This window comes from Roseovarius aestuariivivens (genome assembly GCF_004761875.1).
Taxonomy (GTDB): domain Bacteria; phylum Pseudomonadota; class Alphaproteobacteria; order Rhodobacterales; family Rhodobacteraceae; genus Roseovarius; species Roseovarius aestuariivivens.
In genome coordinates this window covers 542507-563661 of sequence record NZ_SJEY01000001.1, presented here as the reverse complement: position 1 = coordinate 563661, position 21155 = coordinate 542507, and the positions used below count along the sequence as shown (strand labels likewise).

Annotated in this window: 19 protein-coding genes; 4 read left to right on the top strand and 15 right to left on the bottom strand. The window is 60.2% G+C overall.

Going from position 1 to position 21155, the window contains the following annotated elements; translation table 11 throughout:
- Window positions 1-11 precede the first annotated feature (11 nt).
- Both scpA and EZV60_RS02720 read right to left on the bottom strand, forming a co-directional pair.
- Window positions 12-2141 (bottom strand): methylmalonyl-CoA mutase, encoded by a 2130-nt coding sequence (scpA, locus tag EZV60_RS02725; RefSeq protein WP_135501871.1) that lies wholly within the window; start codon window positions 2139-2141, stop codon window positions 12-14.
- Window positions 2113-3048, bottom strand: coding sequence for a hypothetical protein (locus EZV60_RS02720; RefSeq protein ID WP_135501869.1), 936 nt, complete (start codon window positions 3046-3048; stop codon window positions 2113-2115). Before EZV60_RS02720 ends, scpA begins: the two co-directional genes overlap by 29 nt.
- Window positions 3049-3102: 54 nt before the next feature.
- Here EZV60_RS02720 and EZV60_RS02715 point away from each other — a divergent pair, with 54 nt between their 5' ends.
- Complete coding sequence (locus EZV60_RS02715) at window positions 3103-3681, top strand: DUF4174 domain-containing protein (protein ID WP_342588761.1); 579 nt, start codon at window positions 3103-3105, stop codon at window positions 3679-3681.
- A gap of 10 nt (window positions 3682-3691) precedes the next feature.
- Here the strand turns inward: EZV60_RS02715 and EZV60_RS02710 are convergent, their stop codons facing one another.
- The 7 genes from EZV60_RS02710 to EZV60_RS02680 all read right to left on the bottom strand — a co-directional run bounded on the left by EZV60_RS02710 (window position 3692) and on the right by EZV60_RS02680 (window position 10410).
- Window positions 3692-4204 carry a hypothetical protein gene (locus tag EZV60_RS02710; protein WP_135501867.1) on the bottom strand — a complete coding sequence of 171 codons (513 nt, stop codon included), beginning with the start codon at window positions 4202-4204 and terminating at the stop codon, window positions 3692-3694.
- Window positions 4205-4209: 5 nt separating this feature from the next.
- On the bottom strand, window positions 4210-6255 hold the full coding sequence (locus EZV60_RS02705; RefSeq protein WP_135501865.1) for an acetyl-CoA carboxylase biotin carboxylase subunit: 2046 nt from the start codon (window positions 6253-6255) through the stop codon (window positions 4210-4212).
- A gap of 149 nt (window positions 6256-6404) precedes the next feature.
- Complete coding sequence (locus tag EZV60_RS02700; RefSeq protein WP_135501863.1) at window positions 6405-6608, bottom strand: hypothetical protein; 204 nt, start codon at window positions 6606-6608, stop codon at window positions 6405-6407.
- Window positions 6609-6999: 391 nt separating this feature from the next.
- On the bottom strand, window positions 7000-7356 hold the full coding sequence (locus EZV60_RS02695) for a hypothetical protein (protein ID WP_135501861.1): 357 nt from the start codon (window positions 7354-7356) through the stop codon (window positions 7000-7002).
- Between the two features lie 84 nt (window positions 7357-7440).
- Entirely contained in the window at window positions 7441-7584 is a 144-nt protein-coding gene (locus EZV60_RS19005) for a hypothetical protein (protein WP_167853445.1), read from the bottom strand.
- A 214-nt stretch (window positions 7585-7798) separates the two neighbouring features.
- The gene (locus tag EZV60_RS02690; RefSeq protein ID WP_245306177.1) at window positions 7799-8200 is read right to left on the bottom strand and encodes a DUF6497 family protein; all 402 of its coding nucleotides are present in this window, start codon (window positions 8198-8200) and stop codon (window positions 7799-7801) included.
- Window positions 8201-8877: 677 nt separating this feature from the next.
- Entirely contained in the window at window positions 8878-10410 is a 1533-nt protein-coding gene (locus tag EZV60_RS02680) for an acyl-CoA carboxylase subunit beta (protein ID WP_135501857.1), read from the bottom strand.
- A gap of 237 nt (window positions 10411-10647) precedes the next feature.
- Here EZV60_RS02680 and EZV60_RS02675 point away from each other — a divergent pair, with 237 nt between their 5' ends.
- Both EZV60_RS02675 and EZV60_RS02670 read left to right on the top strand, forming a co-directional pair.
- Window positions 10648-11865: a multidrug effflux MFS transporter gene (locus tag EZV60_RS02675; protein ID WP_135501855.1), complete on the top strand. Its 1218-nt coding sequence runs from the start codon at window positions 10648-10650 to the stop codon at window positions 11863-11865.
- A gap of 75 nt (window positions 11866-11940) precedes the next feature.
- Window positions 11941-13341, top strand: coding sequence for a helix-turn-helix domain-containing protein (locus tag EZV60_RS02670; RefSeq protein ID WP_135501853.1), 1401 nt, complete (start codon window positions 11941-11943; stop codon window positions 13339-13341).
- A gap of 45 nt (window positions 13342-13386) precedes the next feature.
- Here EZV60_RS02670 and EZV60_RS02665 read toward each other — a convergent pair whose 3' ends face one another.
- The 5 genes from EZV60_RS02665 to betI form a co-directional block, all read right to left on the bottom strand.
- Entirely contained in the window at window positions 13387-13623 is a 237-nt protein-coding gene (locus EZV60_RS02665) for an HP1242/YdcH family protein (RefSeq protein WP_135501851.1), read from the bottom strand.
- An 84-nt stretch (window positions 13624-13707) separates the two neighbouring features.
- The gene (betA, locus tag EZV60_RS02660) at window positions 13708-15363 is read right to left on the bottom strand and encodes a choline dehydrogenase (RefSeq protein WP_135502196.1); all 1656 of its coding nucleotides are present in this window, start codon (window positions 15361-15363) and stop codon (window positions 13708-13710) included.
- On the bottom strand, window positions 15363-16013 hold the full coding sequence (locus EZV60_RS02655) for a glutathione S-transferase family protein (protein WP_245306176.1): 651 nt from the start codon (window positions 16011-16013) through the stop codon (window positions 15363-15365). The genes betA and EZV60_RS02655 overlap by 1 nt, the downstream gene beginning before the upstream one ends.
- Window positions 16010-17518: a choline-sulfatase gene (betC, locus tag EZV60_RS02650; protein ID WP_135501849.1), complete on the bottom strand. Its 1509-nt coding sequence runs from the start codon at window positions 17516-17518 to the stop codon at window positions 16010-16012. The genes EZV60_RS02655 and betC overlap by 4 nt, the downstream gene beginning before the upstream one ends.
- A complete protein-coding gene (betI, locus tag EZV60_RS02645) occupies window positions 17515-18117 on the bottom strand; it encodes a choline-binding transcriptional repressor BetI (protein ID WP_135501847.1) in 603 nt (200 codons plus the stop codon). The genes betC and betI overlap by 4 nt, the downstream gene beginning before the upstream one ends.
- A gap of 284 nt (window positions 18118-18401) precedes the next feature.
- On the opposite strand from betI, the gene EZV60_RS02640 reads away from it, so the two are divergent.
- Entirely contained in the window at window positions 18402-19958 is a 1557-nt protein-coding gene (locus tag EZV60_RS02640; protein WP_135501845.1) for an ABC transporter substrate-binding protein, read from the top strand.
- 226 nt (window positions 19959-20184) lie between these two features.
- On the opposite strand, the gene EZV60_RS02635 is transcribed toward EZV60_RS02640, so the two are convergent.
- On the bottom strand, window positions 20185-21090 hold the full coding sequence (locus tag EZV60_RS02635; RefSeq protein WP_245306175.1) for a DMT family transporter: 906 nt from the start codon (window positions 21088-21090) through the stop codon (window positions 20185-20187).
- Window positions 21091-21155 lie beyond the last annotated feature (65 nt).

Here is a 21155-nt window from a genome sequence, read left to right as displayed (position 1 = left end):
CCGCACTTCCGTTACGCCCGCGCCTCACGGATCAGGCGGAGAATATCCTGGGCAGCTTCAGGGATATTCGTGCCCGGCCCGAAGATTGCCTTTACCCCCGCCTTCTTGAGGAAGTCGTAGTCCTGCTGCGGAATGACACCGCCGCAGATGACAATGATATCGCCCGCATCCTTCGCCTTCAGTGCTTCGATCAACTGTGGTGCAAGCGTCTTGTGACCCGCCGCCTGGCTGGAAATTCCCACCACATGAACATCATTGTCGATGGCGTCCTGCGCGGCCTCGTCCGGTGTTTGAAAAAGCGGTCCCACATCCACGTCAAAGCCTATATCGGCAAAAGCGGTGGCGATCACCTTGGCGCCACGATCGTGGCCATCCTGGCCCATCTTGACGACAAGCATCCGCGGTCGGCGGCCCTCATCCTCGGCGAAAGCTTCGACCGATTTTTGGATTGCGGCAAAACCTTCGTCGCCCTCGTAGGCGGCGCCATAGACCCCCGCCAGCGTCTTCACTTCGGCGCGGTGGCGGCCAAATTCCTTTTCAAGTGCCATGCTGATTTCTCCCACAGAAGCCCGAGCGCGTGCAGCTTCGACCGCGGCTTCGAGCAGGTTTCCTCCTTCTTTTGCGCGCCGGGTAAGCTCGTCCAAGGTCGCCTGGCAGGCGGTCTCGTCGCGGCTGGCGCGGATCCTCTCCAGCCGCGCGACCTGGCTTTCCCTTACGGCGGAATTATCGATATCCAGAAGGTCGATCGGGTCTTCCTTGTCGCGGCGGTACTTGTTGACGCCGACGATCACCTCGTCGCCCCGATCGATCATCGCCTGCCGTGTGGCCGCGCTTTCCTCGATCCGAAGCTTGGGCATGCCGCTCGCCACGGCCTTGGTCATGCCGCCCATCTCCTCGACCTCTTCCATAAGCTCCCAAGCCTTCTCGGCCAGGTTGTGAGTCAGCTTCTCGACGTAATAGGAGCCCGCAAGCGGGTCGACCACGTTGGTCACACCGGTCTCCTCTTGCAGGATGAGTTGCGTGTTGCGCGCGATGCGCGCGCTGAAATCGGTGGGCAGTGCCATCGCCTCGTCCAGTGCGTTGGTATGCAGGGACTGCGTGCCGCCCAGAACCGCGCTCATTGCCTCGTAGGCGGTGCGGATGACGTTGTTGTAGGGGTCTTGTTCCTGCAAGCTGACTCCGCTGGTCTGACAGTGAGTACGCAGCATTTTTGAACGATCGTTCTTTGCACCGAATTCCGTCATGATGCGGTGCCACAGAAGACGCGCCGCGCGCAACTTGGCGGCCTCCATGAAGAAATTCATGCCGATTGCGAAGAAGAAAGACAGCCGCCCGGCAAAGCGGTCCACGTCCATGCCTGCCTCGATCGCGGCCTTCACATATTCGCGTCCGTCCGCCAGCGTATATGCCAACTCCTGCACAAGGTTCGCGCCGGCCTCCTGCATGTGGTAGCCCGAAATCGAAATCGAGTTGAAGCGCGGCATCTCGTTGGCGGTGTATTCGATGATATCGCTCACAATCCGCATCGAGGGCTGCGGCGGATAGATATATGTGTTGCGCACCATGAATTCCTTGAGGATGTCGTTCTGGATCGTGCCCGACAGCTGCGCACGGTCGACACCCTGCTCTTCTCCCGCGACGATGAAGCTCGCCAGCACGGGGATTACCGCACCGTTCATCGTCATGCTGACGCTGACCTGATCAAGCGGGATACCGTCGAAGAGGATCTTCATGTCCTCGACACTGTCGATAGCCACACCCGCCTTGCCGACATCGCCTACGACGCGCGGGTGATCGCTGTCGTATCCCCGGTGGGTCGCCAGATCGAAGGCCACGGAAACCCCCTGCTGTCCGGCGGCCAGGTTGCGGCGGTAGAAGGCGTTGGACTCTTCGGCAGTCGAAAAGCCTGCATATTGCCGGATCGTCCAGGGACGGCCGGCATACATGGTCGCCTTAACGCCACGCGTGAACGGTGCTTGCCCTGGGATGGAGCCGAGATGATTGACCTCTTCGAGATCCTCATCGGTGTAAAGCGGTTTGACCGGAATGCCTTCCAGCGTGTTCCAGGTAAGATCGTCGAGCGGGCGCCCCCGCAATTCGCTTTCGGCGATCTTACGCCATTCGTCGGTCTTCGATCCCATGGTCTTGTCCTCTTTGCGTTTGGAGGGCCGCGGGGTTTTTCCCCGTCTGCGCCATCCCGGTTTCCTCGATCAGTGTCGCAAGCCCGTCCGCGCCTGCACGAAGCCAGAACAGATCGTCGGCATAGGCCTCGCGCAGAACCATCATCTGAGCTTGACTAAAGGGCTGCCAGCGGCCTTCACCGGCGGGCAGACGGTCCGGATCGCCTCCGCGATTTCGAAGGATGTGGCGAAGCTGTGCAAGGCTGGGACCGCGGTTCATCCATTCTCTTGCATAGCGTTTTGGCAGGCAGGTCTGGCCGGTCATTGCCTGAAGGCGGCACTCAGGCAGACCCGCGAAAATCTCGTGCGGCATCACCTGGATCTCCACGTCTGGAAAGGCGCAAGCGAGGTCGGTGATTACGTCCCGCCAACCGCGAGGATTGGCAACCAGATTATCAAGCGTTGACGTTTTGGGCAGACGGTGACCCCGCGCCACCGCGAAGGCAAAGCAGGAAGAAAGATACGCGTCCTGGCTTCGCACCGATAGGCTAATCCGGCTTACGCGGCCCTCAAACACAGTGGCAAAGCGCGCCATCCGCTGACCGATATCGGGGTAGATCGACCCTTGGCGCAGGTTTCGGCGCGCCGCGCCGATCACGTTTTCATCGCTGATAACGAGATGGCGCACACCGCTGCCCTCGAGCTTTGACAGGTTTATCGCGACACGCGCCCGCGCTCGACGTAACTGCGCCTCGGGCGATCGCGGGCTGTCCACGGGAAGAACCCCGGTCAAGAGGCCCCCGCGCGTCTCTTTCGGGCCCAGAACGCCGATACCGGCTGCGCGCAACGCGGCGCGGTTTTCGCTCATGTAGTGCTGGAAAGTCGTACTGGCCATCCGATGCGCACCGATGTGCAAGATCACTTCCATGGGAACTGCTGCCTTTCCTCGAGCCGCCCGTGCAGACGGAATATCTCTTTTGCTTTGTCCCAATTTGGCAGCCGGTGTCTCACCGAGCCATTAACGTTAAAAATTTTGTGTCCCGAAGGCGGAACACGCTTCGAAATCCTCGAAACCAGCCCTATATATGCCCCGACAGGAGGTCGTATGACACGAGCGTTTTTCATTTGTTTTCTGATGCTTGCCGGAGTCACAGCCAGCGCGCAGAGCGGTACGGAGCAAGACGGATTTTCCGAACCGCAGATCATCATTCCTGGTGAAGCAACGGATTTGAGTGAATTTTTGTGGATAAAAAGACCGCTTGTCGTCTTCGCTGAAAGCCCTGCAGATCCGCGATATGTCCAACAAATCGATTTCCTGGCAGAACGTCTGGACGACCTGGCCGAGCGTGATGTCGTCGTTCTGACAGACACATCGCCAGACAAGGCAGGCCCGTTACGCAAGAAATTGCGCCCTCGCGGATTCATGATCGCTCTTATCGGCAAGGATGGCCAGATATACCTGCGCAAGCCTTTGCCATGGTCTGTGCGCGAGATCACCCGCGCCATCGACAAGCTGCCGATGCGCCAGCAAGAGATCCGCGACCGGCGCGGCCCAAGCTGATTGCGCCGGCTCACGGTCTGGCCCCCATCGCAACCACCAAAACGGCATTTCGACGATCCATCAGCATCACCGCAGCTTCGTTCGCGTCGAACCCTATGACGATCCCTTCTGCCGTGAGCAAACGCAGAAACTCCGTTCCGATCCGGTCATGCATGCAATCCCGCGCCTCCAAAGAGGTGCGACGCATCGCCGTGCCGGTCGCACGCGCCGCATTCGCAGAGGCGACCATCGCGGCGTCCGGCGTCATTTTGGGCACATCGAGCGCCCCAACGCCACGACGCGCCACGTCGCGCATCCAAGCCGAGACGCTGCTTTGAACCGAAAGCCCCGATCCGATACCATCATGAATCAACCGGAAAGCCTCGGCCGCGCAGCCGCCGTTGGCCTGAAACGCAAGCGTTTCACCCAAGGCGAACCACGGTGCCAAGCGGGCGCGCATCTCCGCCTCGCTGTCACGGCTGCACCCCGCCACGGCGAATAACGCGGCACAGGTGACCGTGGGAAGATGGCACGCGGCCAGCATGCGCCCTACTCGAATTCCATGATCACGTCGTCCACCGACAGGCTGTCGCCTGGCCCAGCGTTGATCTTCGCGACCACCGACTTGCGCTCCGCCCGGAGTATGTTTTCCATCTTCATGGCTTCGATCGTGCATAGCGCTTGCCCTTCCTGCACCTCGTCGCCCTCTTCCACGTTCATCTTGACGACGAGACCGGGCATTGGGCACAGCAACATCCTTGACGTATCAGGCGGGAGTTTCTCGGGCATTAAGAGCGCCAGTTCAGCCTGGCGCGGCGTGCGAACGTGAACCTTGAGTTCGGCGCCACGATTGCGGATACGGAAGCCGCCAGAGATCTTGCCAACCTTGAGCACAAGCGATTGGCCATCAAGATCGATAAGGGCCAATTGGTCACCCGGCGTCCAGTCGCTGGCCACGCGGTGGCTGACACCGTCGTCGAACGTCACGGTAGAGCCGCCCTTGTCGGCGGCGATGCGGACGGCAAAGCTTTGGCCTTGCAAGCTTACGACCCAATCTTCGCCGACATGTCGTTCATGGTTGTCCATCCGGCCAGACACGCGCGTGCGCCGAATTTCGGCAACACGGTGCATCGCAGCGCAACTTGCCGCGATCTGTCGCAAAGCATCCTCGCTCAGGGTCACACCCCCGAAGCCATCGGGGTATTCCTCGGCTATGAAGGCCGTGGTGATGTCGCCGGACACGAATTTCGGATGATCCATGACCGCGCTCAGAAACGGTAGGTTATGCCCGATCCCTTCGAGCTCAAACGAGTCGAGCGCAATGCGCATGCCTTCGATAGCCTCGGTTCGCGTCCGGCCCCAGCTGCACAGCTTGGCGATCATCGGGTCGTAGTACATCGAGATCTCGCCACCTTCGAAGACGCCAGTGTCGTTGCGTACCGCGGTTTCCCCGCGCGGCGCGTCACCCTGCCACTTGCCGCTCTCCGCAAGAGGCCCGGCGGCCACTTCCTCAGGCGGGCGATAGCGCGTCAAACGACCGATTGAGGGCAGAAAATTGCGATAGGGATCTTCGGCGTAAAGCCTGCTTTCCATCGCCCATCCGCCAAGTGTTACGTCATCTTGGCTGATCGACAGCTTTTCGCCTGCCGCAACACGGATCATCTGCTCGACGAGGTCGACGCCGGTGATCAATTCCGTCACGGGATGCTCCACCTGGAGCCGGGTGTTCATTTCCAGGAAGTAGAAGTTCCTCTCACCGTCGACGATGAATTCTACGGTGCCGGCGCTTGTGTATCCTACAGCCTTGGCCAAGGCGACGGATTGCTCGCCCATCGCCTTACGCGTTTCCTCGTCCAGAAACGGGCTCGGCGCCTCCTCGATCACCTTCTGGTTCCGGCGCTGGATCGAACATTCCCGCTCACCAAGGTAAATTCCATTTCCGTGCGCATCGCACAGAACCTGGATTTCGATATGGCGCGGCTGCGTGACGAACTTTTCGATGAACATGCGATCGTCACCAAACGAACTTGCCGCCTCGTTCTTAGACGCCTGGAACCCTTCTGCGACCTCGTTTTCGGTCCACGCGATGCGCATACCCTTGCCGCCGCCGCCGGCAGAGGCCTTGAGCATGACGGGGTAACCGATCTCACCGGAAATACGGATCGCATCCTCGGCTGTCTCGATAAGTCCCATATGGCCGGGTACCGTGCTGACCCCCGCCTCGGCAGCGATCTTCTTGGAGGTGATCTTGTCACCCATCGCCTCGATCGCGCCCTTGGGCGGGCCGACAAAGGCCACGCCCTCGGCCTCCAGTGCTTCGGCAAATTTCGGGTTCTCCGACAAGAACCCGTAGCCCGGATGCACAGCTTCGGCGCCGGTCTTGCGGATCGCATCCATGACCTTGTCGATGACGATGTAGGATTCCGACGCTGGCGGAGGACCGATATGCACCGCCTCATCAGCCATCTTGACGTGAAGCGCATTGCTGTCTGCGTCCGAATAGATCGCAACGGTCGTGATTCCCATTTTGCGAGCCGTCTTGATCACGCGGCAGGCGATCTCACCACGGTTAGCGACCAGGATCTTCTTGAACATCTTACGTCCCTTTCTTGTCTTTTCGGCTGACACGGTGCGGTTCGGCCGGTGCGTCACGCAAAAAAGCCACCGGGGTACCTTGCTGTACCCCGATGGCTTGCAATGATGGTTGGCGGGAACGCCGAGTAGCGCCCGAATTCTTTAGTGGGTTAACATCTGCCCGGGTTGGACTGGCAATAGGCCACGTTACCGGCCGCACCCACAAGCGCGCCCGTTGCGAGCGATCCATCGACGACCGCCGCCGCTCCCGCACCTGCACCGGCGCCGATAAGCGCCTGCTCTGGCAAGGTATCCCCACAACCTGAAAGTGTGGCCACGGACGCTGCGATAGCGAGGCAAGATTTGAGTTGCATGATGAATGCCCTTTTGTGACTTCGTCGCGATATCGCGCAGTCAAAGCCAGGCTTGCCTTGGCGTCAAAGCCCGAATGCCGTGGACCTACGGAACAGGCGGGACTCTGCCGGTTCAGATAAGCATCTGATTCGCAGAAAAAAAGTGGCGGCCTGCGCAACAATGCGCAGAGCCGCCTATCAGGGGAAGGGTAACGGTGTAGACAACGTGTCTCGGCCATTTGGGGAAAGGCCGCCACTACGAATCCGACACTGCCCGCGAATCTCCTGCGTGCAAAGCGCGACCTCGCGCCAGCGTCGTGATCGGCCATATCCCGCGCATTTACACAACCTATAGGCATGATCACGCCAGTTTCCGGTGCGCATGTCCGGTCTGAGACCCAGATGCCGGTCATTACCGTGCCTCCTCGTCGAAGGCCTCGGGAAAGGCCGCGCGCGCGGCCTGAACGTCGAGAACGAGCAAGGCCTCATAACTTACAGGATCGAATGGGTCTTCGGCGGGAAGCAACTCGCGCCCGAGAAGCCAGCTGATACGGCCTGCATCAAGATTTCCACGTTCAAATGGCTGATCGCCGAATTGCTCCCAAAGGGCACGGACAAAGGCCGTATCGGCGCGCTTGTCGGCCGGACGCCGGTCGCGATGGCGTTCACGTCTCTGAAGGGGCGTTACCCCTTTCGGATTCGCACGACGAATTGTGAATTGGTAATCCGTACCCGGCAGACGCCCTGGGAAACCGCGGTGCTTCAGCATGATCGGCCCTCCGGATCAACAGGGCCTGCAGCGGTGTCGTTCAGGACGGGCCCTAGGGCCCGCCCTGTAAAAAGGTCAAAGACCTTACTTGTACTTACCGGTGTAAACCGGCTCTTGGCTGATCGGCTCTGGCTCGACCACAACAAATTCTTCTTCCTGCTGGCCGCCGCATGCTGCAACGAAGGCAACGAGGCCGAGGGCCAGAAGGCTTTTGAAGCTGTTCGACATATTTGTCTCCTGTCTCTGTATACGGGCAAACGACGCGCAAAACGCCCCACCTGCCCCACTTCCGAGGTATGGGTTACTTGGGTGCAACCGTCCAGCACCTTATCGGAATATGAACGGAATTGGTATCCGTGATCGGCAAAGCGCCGCGTATGTGTCCCTATTGCCGCAACCAGAGCGTGGGATAAGCTTCGTTTCGCAAGATATTGTGGAAACATCAGAACATCTCCCAAATGCAGGCGCCATCCTCGACCGAATAGGACTCGAAGATCTGGATAACTGCGGGATCGAACTGCCCGAACGGGGACGGCTTGTCGGCAAGTGACACGATGATGCGTGCAGGTTTTGGACCGGTATTGGAAAGCCGTGGAAGCGCGTAGTTGTTGCACAGATGCTCCAAGTCAGCCGAGAGCGCATCGAAATCTTCATTGCCAGTGAACTCTGGCGCGACGAACCGGAAACGGTAGACCAGTCCTCCACCCGGACGGTCCCAAAGCATTTCGTGCAGAACCGCGCCAAGCCCCGAAGGCAGGACGAGACTCTCCTCCCTTGCCTCGTCCTGCGGCTGGGCGGGTTGCGCCAGACAGAGGGCCAGGAAATATGCCGCCACTCGCGTCATCGCGCCCACCGCACCCAACGTGCCCGGTTACGTGAATCATTCAAAACTTCGATCAGCCGCGCCTCGATCGCTAAATATGGTAAGGGTCCATCGACCCGCCCTCCGGCCGTTACTTTCAGCCCATCCGCCCTGCGCGCGACGTGCACAATCGGCGAGAACCCCCGAAGTCCGCGAAGCGCCCGCCAGATATCCTGTCTGATCTGATGTGCCAGTGGAACCGCGCGCACCAAGGGCAGAAAGGTCGTGACCCCAACGTCTAGACGCGCAGGCACCTGCCGCGTCAGGGTCAATTCACCGTCCTCGCGCAAGATGTGCCAGCGCTTTCGGGTCATGCGACCCCTCCTTGCGCGGCCGACCTTCCATAGCGCCCTGATAGCATCTGGGACATGCGTCCCGCACCGCGCGCGCACTCGATACTCGGAAGCGTGCGAAAGATAGCGGCGCTTGGCGCGCGACTTTTCAACTCGGTAACCAGATCGGAATGATAAACCCGAAGATAGGCTCTCTTGACGCCCTTTGCACGATCAGGTGCGGCCATCGGTGAAACCTCCGCCACCTCGACTTCCGCACCCGAAAACCGGGTATCCGCTTCGGCGGCGCCGGCCATACCTGCCATTAGGACAGATCCAAAAAGGATCGTCCGCGAGGTGAAAAAAGGACGGTTCATTCCAAGCCTATCACAACGGAATATTGTCGTGCTTCTTCCAAGGCAGACTGCGCTTTTTGTTGCGCAGCGCCGCGAAGGCGCGACTGACACGTTTGCGCGTTCCGCGTGGCTGAATCACCTCGTCGATGAAACCGCGCTCTGCTGCTACAAAGGGATTTGCGAAACGATCTTCGTATTCCGCCGTGCGCGCCGCGATCTTCTCGGCGTCGCCCAGTTCTGAGCGATAAAGGATCTCTGTCGCGCCCTTGGCCCCCATGACCGCGATTTCGGAAGTAGGCCACGCATAGTTAATGTCGCCGCGTAGATGCTTGGACGACATCACAACATATGCGCCGCCATAAGCTTTGCGCGTGATCACCGTGACTTTCGGAACGGTCGCTTCGCCATACGCAAAGAGAAGCTTGGCCCCATGCTTGATCACACCATTATGCTCCTGGCTCGTGCCGGGAAGAAAACCCGGCACGTCGACCAGCGTCAGGATAGGGATCTCGAAACAGTCGCAGAAACGCACGAAGCGCGCGGCCTTGCGGCTGCTGTCGATATCAAGGCACCCCGCCAACACCATCGGCTGATTGGCGACGACGCCCACCGTACGTCCCTCGAGCCGGATGAACCCGGTGATGGCATTCTTCGCAAAATCTTCCTGAATCTCGTAAAAATCACCCTCATCCGCAATCTTGGTGATCAATTCCTTCATGTCATACGGCGTGTTGGGATTGTCGGGCACCAGAGTGTCAAGGCTGGGTTCCATGCGGTCGGGGTCATCGAAAAACGGGCGCACCGGAACCGACTCGCGGTTGTTGAGCGGCAGGAAATCGATCAGGCGACGCACTTCGGCCATGGCCTCGACGTCGTTCTCGAAAGCGCCATCAGCGACCGAACTTTTGCGGGTGTGAGTCGACGCGCCGCCTAACTCCTCCGCGCTGACCTGTTCGTTGGTCACCGTCTTGACCACGTCGGGGCCCGTGACAAACATGTAGGAACTGTCACGCACCATGAAGATGAAATCCGTCATGGCCGGCGAATAAACAGCGCCACCGGCGCAGGGGCCCGTTATGACGCTAATCTGCGGCACGACGCCCGACGCCTCAATGTTGCGCTGAAAGACCTCGCCATATCCCGCAAGACTGTCGACACCTTCCTGAATTCGCGCGCCGCCTGAATCGTTGATGCCGATGACAGGGGCGCCGTTTTGCATGGCCATGTCCATGATCTTGCAGATCTTCGCCGCGTGAGTGGCCGACACCGATCCGCCCAGCACGGTGAAATCCTGACTGAAGACGTAAACCTGGCGGCCATTGACGGTTCCCCAGCCTGTTACGACGCCATCACCGTAGGGCCGATTGTCCTGCATGCCGAAATCGCTGCATCGGTGCGCCACGAACGTATCGAATTCCTCGAAGCTGTCATCATCAAGCAAAAGCTCGACCCGCTCGCGCGCCGTAAGCTTGCCCTTGCCGTGTTGCGCATCGATCCGCGGTTGCCCTCCGCCAAGACGCGCTTTGTCGCGCCGGGATTGCAATTCCTGAAGGATGTCTTTCATCACCGTCCCCCTATGTCTTTCCGCAGACCATAGGGACGCGCGGAAAGGGACGAAAGAAAAATCGAGCAAATTTGCAATTTTTGGAAATCACTTGCCGAGCAAATTGCAAATCCGCAAACCGGCAAACTATCTGTGAAAGCGGTCCGTATCGCTTCCATTAGCTGCCCGGTTTCGCCGGCGCCAACTCGCCGAGCGCCACAGATAGACTTTCCTTGCGCAGGGGCCTAGAGCATCCGCATGCCCACGCTAAACCCGCCCCGCTTCCTCGACCGGTACAGTCCGCCGCATATCCTGACGCTAATTCTGCTGGCCGGGATTGCAGCGCTCGCGATGAATATATTCCTTCCCTCTCTGCCCGGCATGACGGCGCATTTCGACACCGAATACCGGCTGATTCAACTGTCTGTCGCGGTTTATCTCGGCGTTAACGCAGTGCTACAGCTTTTCATGGGGCCGATTTCGGACCGGCTCGGCCGCAGACCGGTCATCCTTGGCGGGCTTGTGATCTTTCTCCTCGCCACGCTGGGATGTATTTGGGCGGCCAACGTTTGGATCTTTCTGTTCTTTCGCATGATGCAAGCGACCGTCGTGGCGGCCATGGTGCTCAGCCGGGCCGTCGTACGTGACATGGTGCCAGAGGCGCAAGCAGCAAGCATGATTGGTTACGTTACCATGGGCATGGCCGTCGTGCCGATGATCGGCCCGGCCATCGGCGGGCTTCTCGATCAGGCGTTCGGCTGGCAGGCAAGCTTCTGGGCGCTTTTCGCGCTGGGATTGGTCGTACTGGCACTCGCCTTTTTAGATCTGGGCGAGACCGCGCCGCTCTCGGGACAAAGCTTTCGCGACCAGGCCCGCAACTATCCCGAGCTTTTCATGTCCCCCCGCTTTTTGGGATACGCCATGGCCGCGGCACTCTCGTCCGGGGCGTTCTTCACGTATCTGGGCGGTGCGCCTTTCGTGGGCAGCCAGGTATTCGGCATGACCCCAAGCGAACTAGGCCTTTATTTCGGCGCACCCGCCATCGGGTATTTTCTCGGCAATTTCGCGTCTGGACGGTTTTCGGTGCGCGTGGGCGTGAATCGCATGGTGCTCTGGGGCACGCTGATCAACGCTGTGGGCATCGGCACCAATCTTTCGCTGTTTTATCTCGGTCTCGGCACCCCGTTCAGCTTTTTCGGCCTCATGACGCTCATGGGGCTTGGAAACGGCATGACGATTCCAAACGCCACCGCCGGGGCCTTGTCCGTGCGCCCGAATCTCGCCGGTACGGCAAGCGGGCTGTCCGGTGCGCTGATGATCGGCGGCGGCGCGGCGTTGTCCGCACTTGCCGGGGCTCTGCTGAAACCCGGCACAGGGGCATTTCCGCTGCTCTGGATCATGTTCACAAGCGCCGCCCTGAGCATCGTTGCCATCACGCTGGTAATCCGGCGGGAGCGCAGGCTTCACCTGGCCTGACACCGCGGCACGATTGTGCACCGGGCAAAACTTTGCAAAGCTGACGTCGTAGATTGGCAAAATGAATAGACGTCCATGAGAATGCAAAAACTCTACGCGGGTTCCAAGCTGCGCGAGACTCGTCAAAGGCTTGGCCTTACGCAGAAGGATTTTGCATCGAAGCTTGGCGTGTCCCTGCCCTATCTCAACCAGATGGAAAACAATAACCGCCCGGTCAGTACGACCGTGGTGCTGGCTCTGGCTCAGGAGTTCGGATTTGATGTGACCGAGCTGTCGACTGGCGATGCCGAGCGCATGGTCAGCGATATGCGCGAAGCGCTGGCCGATCCTGTCTTCGCCGAAGATATGCCGCCGCTCAGCGATCTGCGTCTCGCAGCCTCCAACGCTCCGGCGCTGGCGCGCGCCTTTCTCGAACTGCATCGCGTCTATCGCGAAACACACGAAAGGCTTGCCAGCCTCGACGAAGCTTTGGGACGTGTAGACGCAAGCCGGCAAACAAGCCCTTGGGATGAGGTTCGCGACTTTTTCCACTACTGCGACAACTACATTGACGCGGTCGACCGCGCGGCCGAGCATTTCAGTGCTGGCGCTCAGGATCCCCGCCATATCCGCGATCTGGCCGAAGCGCGGCTGGAGGCGCTTGGAATCCGCGTTGTCGGAAGTGATGGGCCGCGCCTGCGCCATTACGACCGCGACGCCAAGGTCCTCTACCTTTCGACATTGGCAGCGTCAGAGACTCGCAACTTCCAGCTCCTCCTGCAAGTGGCTTTGCTCACGCAGGATAAACTCTTGGAAGCCACGCTCGATCTTGCCCGTTTCCAGTCTGACGCGGCGCGCGCCATTGCAAAGATAGGGCTAGCCAATTATTTTGCCGGGGCCGCGATAATGCCCTACACGGCTTTCCTGCGCGCCGCTCAGCACCACCGGCATGATCTGGAAATCCTCGCCACCCGTTTCGGCGCGTCAATCGAGCAGGTCTGCCATCGCCTCTCGACTCTTCAACGCCCAGGCGCAAAGGGCGTACCGTTTTTCTTCGTGCGCGTCGATCAGGCCGGAACGATCACCAAACGGCACTCGGCGACGCGGCTTCAATTCGCCCGCTTTGGGGGCGCCTGCGCGCTTTGGAACGTACACCGTGCTTTCGAAACGCCCGGGCGCTTCCTGCGCCAGCTTGCCGAAACCCCCGACGGTGTACGCTATATCAGCCTCGCGCGCGACATATCGAAGTCCGGCGGCCATTTCGGAGCACCCGTGCGTCGCTTCGCAATCGCACTCGGCTGTGAGATCCGTCACGCCGAAAGCCTCGTTTATGCCGACGATCTCGATCTCGGGAACGCGCGCGCGTTCGAACCCATCGGCATCTCTTGCCGGATATGCGAGCGCACCGATTGCCATCAGCGTTCGGTGCCTCCGCTGGAACGCCGGCTGCAGGTCGATCCGGACGCGCGCGGCGTTCTTCCCTACATAGTCGGCTGATCGAAGTTTTATCCGTAGGACAAGCTGCAGTCGTTTTGGGTAATATCAGGCTGACAAAAGCCGGTATATCTCGTCCTTCAGATGGGCGCGTTTCTTGCGCATCTCGGATTCGGTCAGCGTCTCGACCGGCTCGATATTCGCCTCGGCCCTGTGCACGGCGCGATTAACCTTATGGTATTCGTCGGCCATGCGCGCGAAATGCGCGTCCGAGCCTTTCAGTTCCTGAATGCGCTCCGCATGCTCGGGAAACTCCTCGTGCAGCTCATGGGGCGTGTGGGACATGGGGCGGTTCTCCTGTTGCGTGCCTGTCCTCGAGACACTGCCCCACGTTTTCGCGGGCCACTTTGACCGGGATCAAATATAGACCTATCTTTGCGCGCTTCGCCAATCTGGATGGATCCAGGGCGTACTGTTTTCCGGCGGCAGGCGGCGACCCAGAACATGGTCCGCGATCTTTTCGCCCACCATGATCGAGGGCGCGTTTAGATTGCCGTTAGGAATTCGCGGAAAGACCGAGCTGTCCGCGACACGCAAGGCGTCGACGCCGATCACGCGGCCCTCGGGATCGACAACGGCCCTTGGGTCATCCGCTCTCCCCATTCGGCAGGTGCCACAGGGATGATAGGCGCTTTCGGCGTGCTCTCGGATGAACGCGTCGAGCTCGGAATCCGATTGCGCCGCGGCGCCAGGCTGGATCTCGTGGCTGACATAGGGCTGGAAAGCCTCTTGCGCAAAGATCTCACGCGTCAGGCGGATTGCACGACGGAATTCAAGCCAGTCGCGCGTCTCGCTCATGTAATTGAAGCGGATCACCGGTGCAGCCTTGGGATCTGGCGAGCGTAATGTGACCGCCCCGCGCGAAGCCGCGCGCATCGGCCCGACATGGGCCTGGAAGCCGTGGCCCTCGGCAGCGGCCTGCCCGTCGTAGCGTACTGCGATGGGCAGAAAGTGGAACTGGATATCAGGATACTCGATACCGGCATCCGAACGAATGAACGCGCAGGACTCGAATTGGTTCGAGGCGCCAAGGCCCTTGCGACCCAAAAGCCAACGCAGGCCGACCCAGGCCTTGCCCGCCAGGTTCCAGTAGCGGAACAAGCTAATCGGCTGGCTTGCCGCCATCTGAATGTATAGCTCCAGATGATCCTGTAGGTTCGCGCCAACACCTGCGCGGTCCGCAAGAACCTCGATGCCATGCTCTACCAAATGGTGTCCTGGGCCGATCCCCGACAGCATCAGAAGCTTCGGCGTGTTGAACGCCGACGCCGACAGGATCACTTCGGCGCGCGCCCGCACGACCTCTCGACGCCCCTTTCGAAGCGTCTCGACCCCCACCGCACGTCCGTCTTCGATTACGACCCGTGTAACCAGTCCGCGCAGCAGCTTACACGTGTCACGCTTCAGCGCCGGCCGCAGATAGGCATTGGCCGCGGACCAGCGCCGCCCTTTGTGCACGGTCATCTCGAATGGCGCGAAACCCTCTTGCTGCTCGCCGTTGTAGTCGGCGGTCACGGGATAGCCCGCCTGCCGCCCGGCTTCGAGAAATGCGCGGGTCAGCGGGTTCCACATTGTTCCGCGCGTGACATGCAACGGACCATCGGTTCCACGCCAGTCCGGATCGCCGCCATGGCCGGCGTCGTCCCAGTTTTCCTGCCGTTTGAAGTAGGGCAGGACATCGGCGAAACCCCAGCCATCACAGCCCTCGTCGCGCCAGTGATCGAAATCCCGCGCGTGGCCGCGCACGTAGACCATGCCATTGATCGAAGACGATCCGCCGATCACTTTCCCGCGCGGCGCGGCCAAGCGGCGGTTGTTGAGTTGAGGTTCGGGCTCGGTCCGGTATCCCCAGTCGTAGCGTGCCATGTTCATCGGAAAACTGAGCGCGCCGGGCATCTGGATGAACGGGCCTGCATCCGAGCCCCCATGCTCTACCACGATCACCGAATGCCCGGCCTCACTGAGCCGATAGGCCATGGCGCAGCCCGCACTGCCCGCGCCGACAACGACGTAATCAGCCTCCATCATGCCCCTTCCGCTCGCAGAGCGTCATAAGAGACCATCACATGCTCTCGATAGGCGGGACGTTCGGCCAGACGCTCGTAGTAGGCCTGAACCGCCGGGGCTGGCCGCCGGTCAACATCGATTGTGAACCAGCGGAAAAGCACGTGGCCGACGACGATATCAGCGACCGTCAGAACCGGTCCACAGATAAAAGCCTGATCGGAGAGCTGTTTGTCCAGAATGGCCATATGACGCTCGAAACGGGTCACATCTCTAGCCAACGCCTCGGCATCGCGATCCTTGGGGACGGTTCGAACAATGCCCCAGAAAATCGGACGCGTGAAATCCTGAACGAGTTCGGACTTGCCCCATTCCGCCCACATGTCCACATGGGCCCGCGCCACAGGATCTGTGGGCCAAAATGCGCCGCCATCGCCATAGCGCGCCGCCAGATAACGCAGAATCGCGCAGCTTTCCCACATCACCAGATCGCCGTCGCGCAAGACCGGGATTTTGCGGTGCGGGTTGAGCGCTTCGAGTTCTTCGGTGTCCAGCCCGCCATAGACGTGCCCGTAATCCAGTCTTTCACAGTCCAGCCCCAGTTCGGCCACCGCCCACATAACAAGCTGCACGTTGGATGAGGTCGCGCGACCGAAGATGGTGAGCATCATTCTCCCCTCGGAAATCTTTGGTTGTCTTCGACAACGTTGAGGTCCATGTGGTTGCGCATGTACCGTTCCGAGGCTTTTTGCAGCGGCTGGTAATCCCACGGGTAGTACCCGCCCTGCCGCAGGGCCTCGTACACGACCCATCGCCGCGCCTGGCTTTCACGCACCTCGGCGTCGAAAACCTCTAAGTCCCATCGTGCCGCCGCCTCCGCACGGAACCGCTCGAGCGTGTCGTGGCACGCAGGATCCCCTGCCCGGTTCTTCAATTCCCGCGGATCCGTCTCCAAATCGAAAAGCTGCTCGGGATCGAGCGCGCAGTTGGTATATTTCCACCGCCCATGGCGTAGGCAGACGAGCGGCGAATGGGAAGCCTCCGCCGCATATTCCAAGGCCACCGGGCTCTGTCTTCGCGCGCCCTGACCGAGAGCGACAAGGCTTTCACCGGCAACCCATGGCATCACCTCTTCCATGTCGGCACCTGCAAGGTCGCACAGCGTCGGGCAGACATCGATCGTGGATACAGGCTCTGTTATCAGGCCCGGCGTCATACCCGGCGCCGAGATCATCAGAGGCACACGCGCCGAGCCTTCGTAGAAACACATCTTGAACCACAAACCGCGCTCGCCCAGCATATCGCCATGATCCGACACGAACAGGATCACCGCGTCCTGCCGGGATGTTTCAAGCGTATGCAGAAGCGTGCCGATCTTCTCATCAAGATAGGAAATATTCGCGAAATACGCCCGCCGCGCACAACGGATGTGATCTTCGGTTATATCGAAGCTTCGCCAGTCGTTCGCGTCGAAGATGCGCTGCGCATGCGGGTCGTGATCGGCATAGTCCATCGCCGGCACCTCGGGCAGCAGATGCGCGCAATCCTCGTAAAGATCCCAGAACCTGCGCCGCGCCACATAGGGGTCATGCGGATGGGTGAAGCTGACGGTCAGGCACCAGGGGCGCGCATCATGACCGCGCGAAAGATCGTAGAGCTTGCGCTGTGCGTGATAGGCAACCTCGTCGTCATACTCCATCTGGTTCGTGATCTCGGCCACTCCTGCGCCGGTCACGCTGCCCATGTTGTGATACCACCAGTCGATCCGCTCACCCGGTTTGCGGTAATCCGGCGTCCAGCCGAAATCGGCCGGATAGATGTCGGTTGTCAGGCGCTCTTCAAACCCATGAAGCTGATCGGGACCGACGAAATGCATCTTTCCCGAAAGGCAAGTTTGGTATCCCGCGCGACGAAGATGGTGAGCATAGGTCGGAATGTCGGCGGCGAATTCAGCCGCATTATCGTAAACACGGCTTCGCGAAGGCAGCAGGCCCGACATGAAACTCGCACGCCCCGGCGCGCAAAGCGGCGAGGCTGTATAGGCGTTTGCGAAACGGGTCGAACGCGCGGCGAGCCGCTTGAGGTTGGGCGCGTGCAGCCAGTCGGCGGGACCATCGGGAAAGAGAGTTCCGTTCAACTGGTCGACCATCAGGATCAGAATATTGGGCTGCGTCATCGTTTTACGTCCTTCGTCCCAGGGACCCTTCCCAGAGCTGTATCGAGATAGTGTAAGAGCACGTCGATAGCGGCCTGTGGCGCGATGCCATCGCGACCCAGCGCCTGTCGGAGGTAAAGGCCGTCAATCATCGCGGCCAGACCACGGGTGAGAGTCGCGGTTTCGTTCGGCGCGACCTGCCGCAACGCATGACGCAAGTTCGAGCGCAATCGTTTCTGGTAGACATGCAGCAAGCGCGCAGCGTCCGCTGAAGTCTGAGCCTGCACGTAGAAATTCAGCCAGGCTGAAACGATTTCCGGCCGGAACTGACGTGGTGCGAAACTGGCACGCAAAATGGCCTCGATCCGGTCGCGAGGCGTTTTGGCCATGACCAAGGCGCCTCGCACCTCGGTGCCGTAAAGCGTCAGAATGTGGCGCATGGCGGCGGCGAAAATCGCTTCCTTCGACCCGAAATAATGATGAGCCAGCGCACTCGACATACCCGCGCGGCGCGCAATTTGGCTGACGGTCACGTCAAGCGACCCGCGGACCCCGATCTCGTGGATAGTCGCTTCGACCAGCGCCGTGCGCCGGATCGGCTCCATACCAAGCTTTGGCATGCGCACAGCCTCCTTTACTCTGGATCCCGCTATCAGTTCTTTGATTGACTCGTCAATCAAAATCCCGTTCCGTTCAGACTGCCCTTTGGGGCGACGGGCGGACGCCGAGTTTTTCGTTGCAGCCTCCATAAGGCTCGGCATACGGTACCGGCGACAGGGCCCGGCAAGACAAAGATCATGCGTATAGGCCAAACGATGGACTTCACAAGATAAGGTCCAAAGCCGTGACTGGCCGATCGGTCATCGCGGCGCAAGACGACAAATCAAGACAGGGAGACTTTGACATGTCGATTATCAAGGGCGGGTTTCTGGACCGCCGCGGTTTTCTGAAAACCACCGCAGCGGGCGCGATCGCAGCCACCCTGCCAATGGGCGGCGCGATGGCCGCACCAACACGCGGCGGGCATCTGCGCGTGGCCAAGGGCCACGGTCAGACGACGGATACGCTCGATCCCGGCCAGTGGTCAAATGGCTTCATGTCGGCGCTCGGCTTTGCCGTGCATGGCCGACTGACCGAGGTCGCGGCTGATGGCAGCCTTATTCCCGAATTGGCCGAAAGCTGGGAAGCGTCGGACGATGCGGCTGTTTGGCGCTTTAAGATCCGCCAAGGGGTCACCTTCCACGATGGCAAAGCGCTGACCGTCGACGACGTGGTTGCTTCGATCAATCATCACCGCGGCGAAGATTCGACGTCGGCGGCTGGTCCGATCGTTGCGCCCATTCAGGAGATCACGACCGAAGGCACGGACACCGTGATCTTCACGCTGGATGCCGGCAATGCCGACTTTCCCTTCATCCTTTCGGACTTCCACCTAGTGATCTGTCCCGCCAACGATGACGGCATCGACTGGCAGTCGGGCAATGGCTGTGGCTCTTACGTCATGACAAGCTTCAAGCCCGGTGTCACAGCCGAATTCGAGCGCCACGAGAACCATTGGCGCGACGATGTCGCTTGGGTCGACAGCTGCGAGATGCTGTCGGTCGTAGACCAGAACGCGAGAACAACCGCGCTTGTTTCGGGTGATGTCGACGCCATCGACCGGGTTGACCTCAAGGCCGCCTCGCTCTTGGGTCGCCGCCCGGGCGTCGAGGTCGAGTCCATTTCGGGCACGCAGCACTACACATTCGCCATGTCCACCAATCAGGACCCTTTCACCGACAACAATATACGTCAGGCTTTGAAATACGCGCTAAATCGCGAAGAACTCGTGGAAAAAATCCTGTTCGGCTACGGATCGGTCGGCAATGACCACCCGATCGGACGGGGCCAGCGTTTTTACAACTCCGAGCTGGAGCAGAAGACCTATGATCCGGACAAAGCCAAGTTCTATCTTAAGGAAGCCGGTCTCGACACTCTGACCGTAAGCCTTTCGGCCTCGGACGCGGCGTTCGGCGGTGCCGTGGACGCGGCCACGCTGTTCCAGAACTCCGCCAAGGAAGCGGGCATCGATCTTCAGGTCGTGCGCGAGCCCAAGGACGGCTACTGGTCCGACGTCTGGATGAAGAAGCCCTTCACTGCCGTCTACTGGAGCGGACGGCCCGTGGCCGACCAGATGTTCTCGACAGCTTACCAGTGCGGCGCGGCCTGGAACGACAGTTTCTGGTGCAACGACCGGTTCGAGGAACTGCTGGTCAAGGCCCGTGCTGAACTGAACGAAGACAAGCGCCGCGACATGTACTGGGAAATGCAGGACCTCGTCGCCAATCAAGGCGGTGTCTGCATCCCAATGTTCGCGAACTACGTGCATGCCAAGGCCGACAAGGTCCAGCATGGCGATATGGCGTCGAACTGGGAAATGGACGGCGAGCGCTGGATGGAGCGCTGGTGGCTGGTCGAATAAAGGCCGCGTTATGCCGACCAGTTATCGCAAACCCCTGGCCTCGCGCCGGGGGTTTTTTACGTCCGTGTCTCTCGCGAGATCTCACCCTTTCAGATTGGCCGATCAAGCTTTGACTAACCCTGGCGAGAAGCAGGTTCGGTAAAGGATCAGTGCCGGGCAAGACGAAGATGGATACGGCGCTCTAACCCGGCGGCTCAGTGCCGGAGGTGCCACGGATCTTTTAGACTCAGACCTTCGTTGCGGTCGAAACCGGCGTCATCGCACGGCGTTTCAGCACGGCCTCCCGCCAACTGATGAACGTGACCGCGGACACGATCACCAATCCGCCCAGGATCACGAAAGGATCGAAGGGCTCGTTGAAAAAGACCATACCGACGAGAACCGCCCAGACCAGCTGCAGGAACGTGACCGGCTGCGTGACCGTCAGCGGGGCCGCGCGGAAGGCCAGCGTCATGGTATAGTGCCCGCCGGTGGCGAAACACGCCACAGCGGCCAGCATCGTCAGTTCGTAAAGCGTCGGCGTGACCCAGACCGATAGGGCCACGGGCGCCAGCGCAATGGTCACTGTGATCGACAACATAGCAACCACCAACCCCGGGCTGCATCGGTCGGCCAGGATCTTGGCCAGAAGGTAGGAGCCGCCAAAGGCGATAGCGGTGAAAATCATCGCCAAATGCCCGGCGCCAACCTCGCGAAACCCGGGGCGCAGAATGATCAAAGCCCCGAGAAGCGCCACCAGCACCGCCAAGATGCGCCGCAGCGCCAGTTTTTCTTTGAAGAAAAGCGCGGCGCCAAGCGTGACGTAGATGGGATTAAGGTAATTCATCGCGACCACGTCGGCGATGGGAATCCGCGCCATTGCGTAAAACCAAAGGCCGACCCCCATCGAATGCGCGGCACCCCGTGCAAGAAACAAGCCCCAGGTTCCACGGCTGGTGCGCATTCTGGCCAGCGCGCCCAACAGCGGCAAAAGGAATACCAATCCCAGAACGTAACGAAGAAACGCCGCCTCGACCGCCGGTATACGCGTGCCGGTCAGCTTCACGAACGCTGTGACGCCCACAAACTGCAGACCGGTCAGGATCATCCATAAAATGCCCCAGCCGGGCTGCGGGTTTGGCGCGCTTTGCATCGGACTAGTTACCCGCGGCGACCAAGGCGTGTCGAGCCGCATTCCTGCAAACCAGCGCGCGCCAT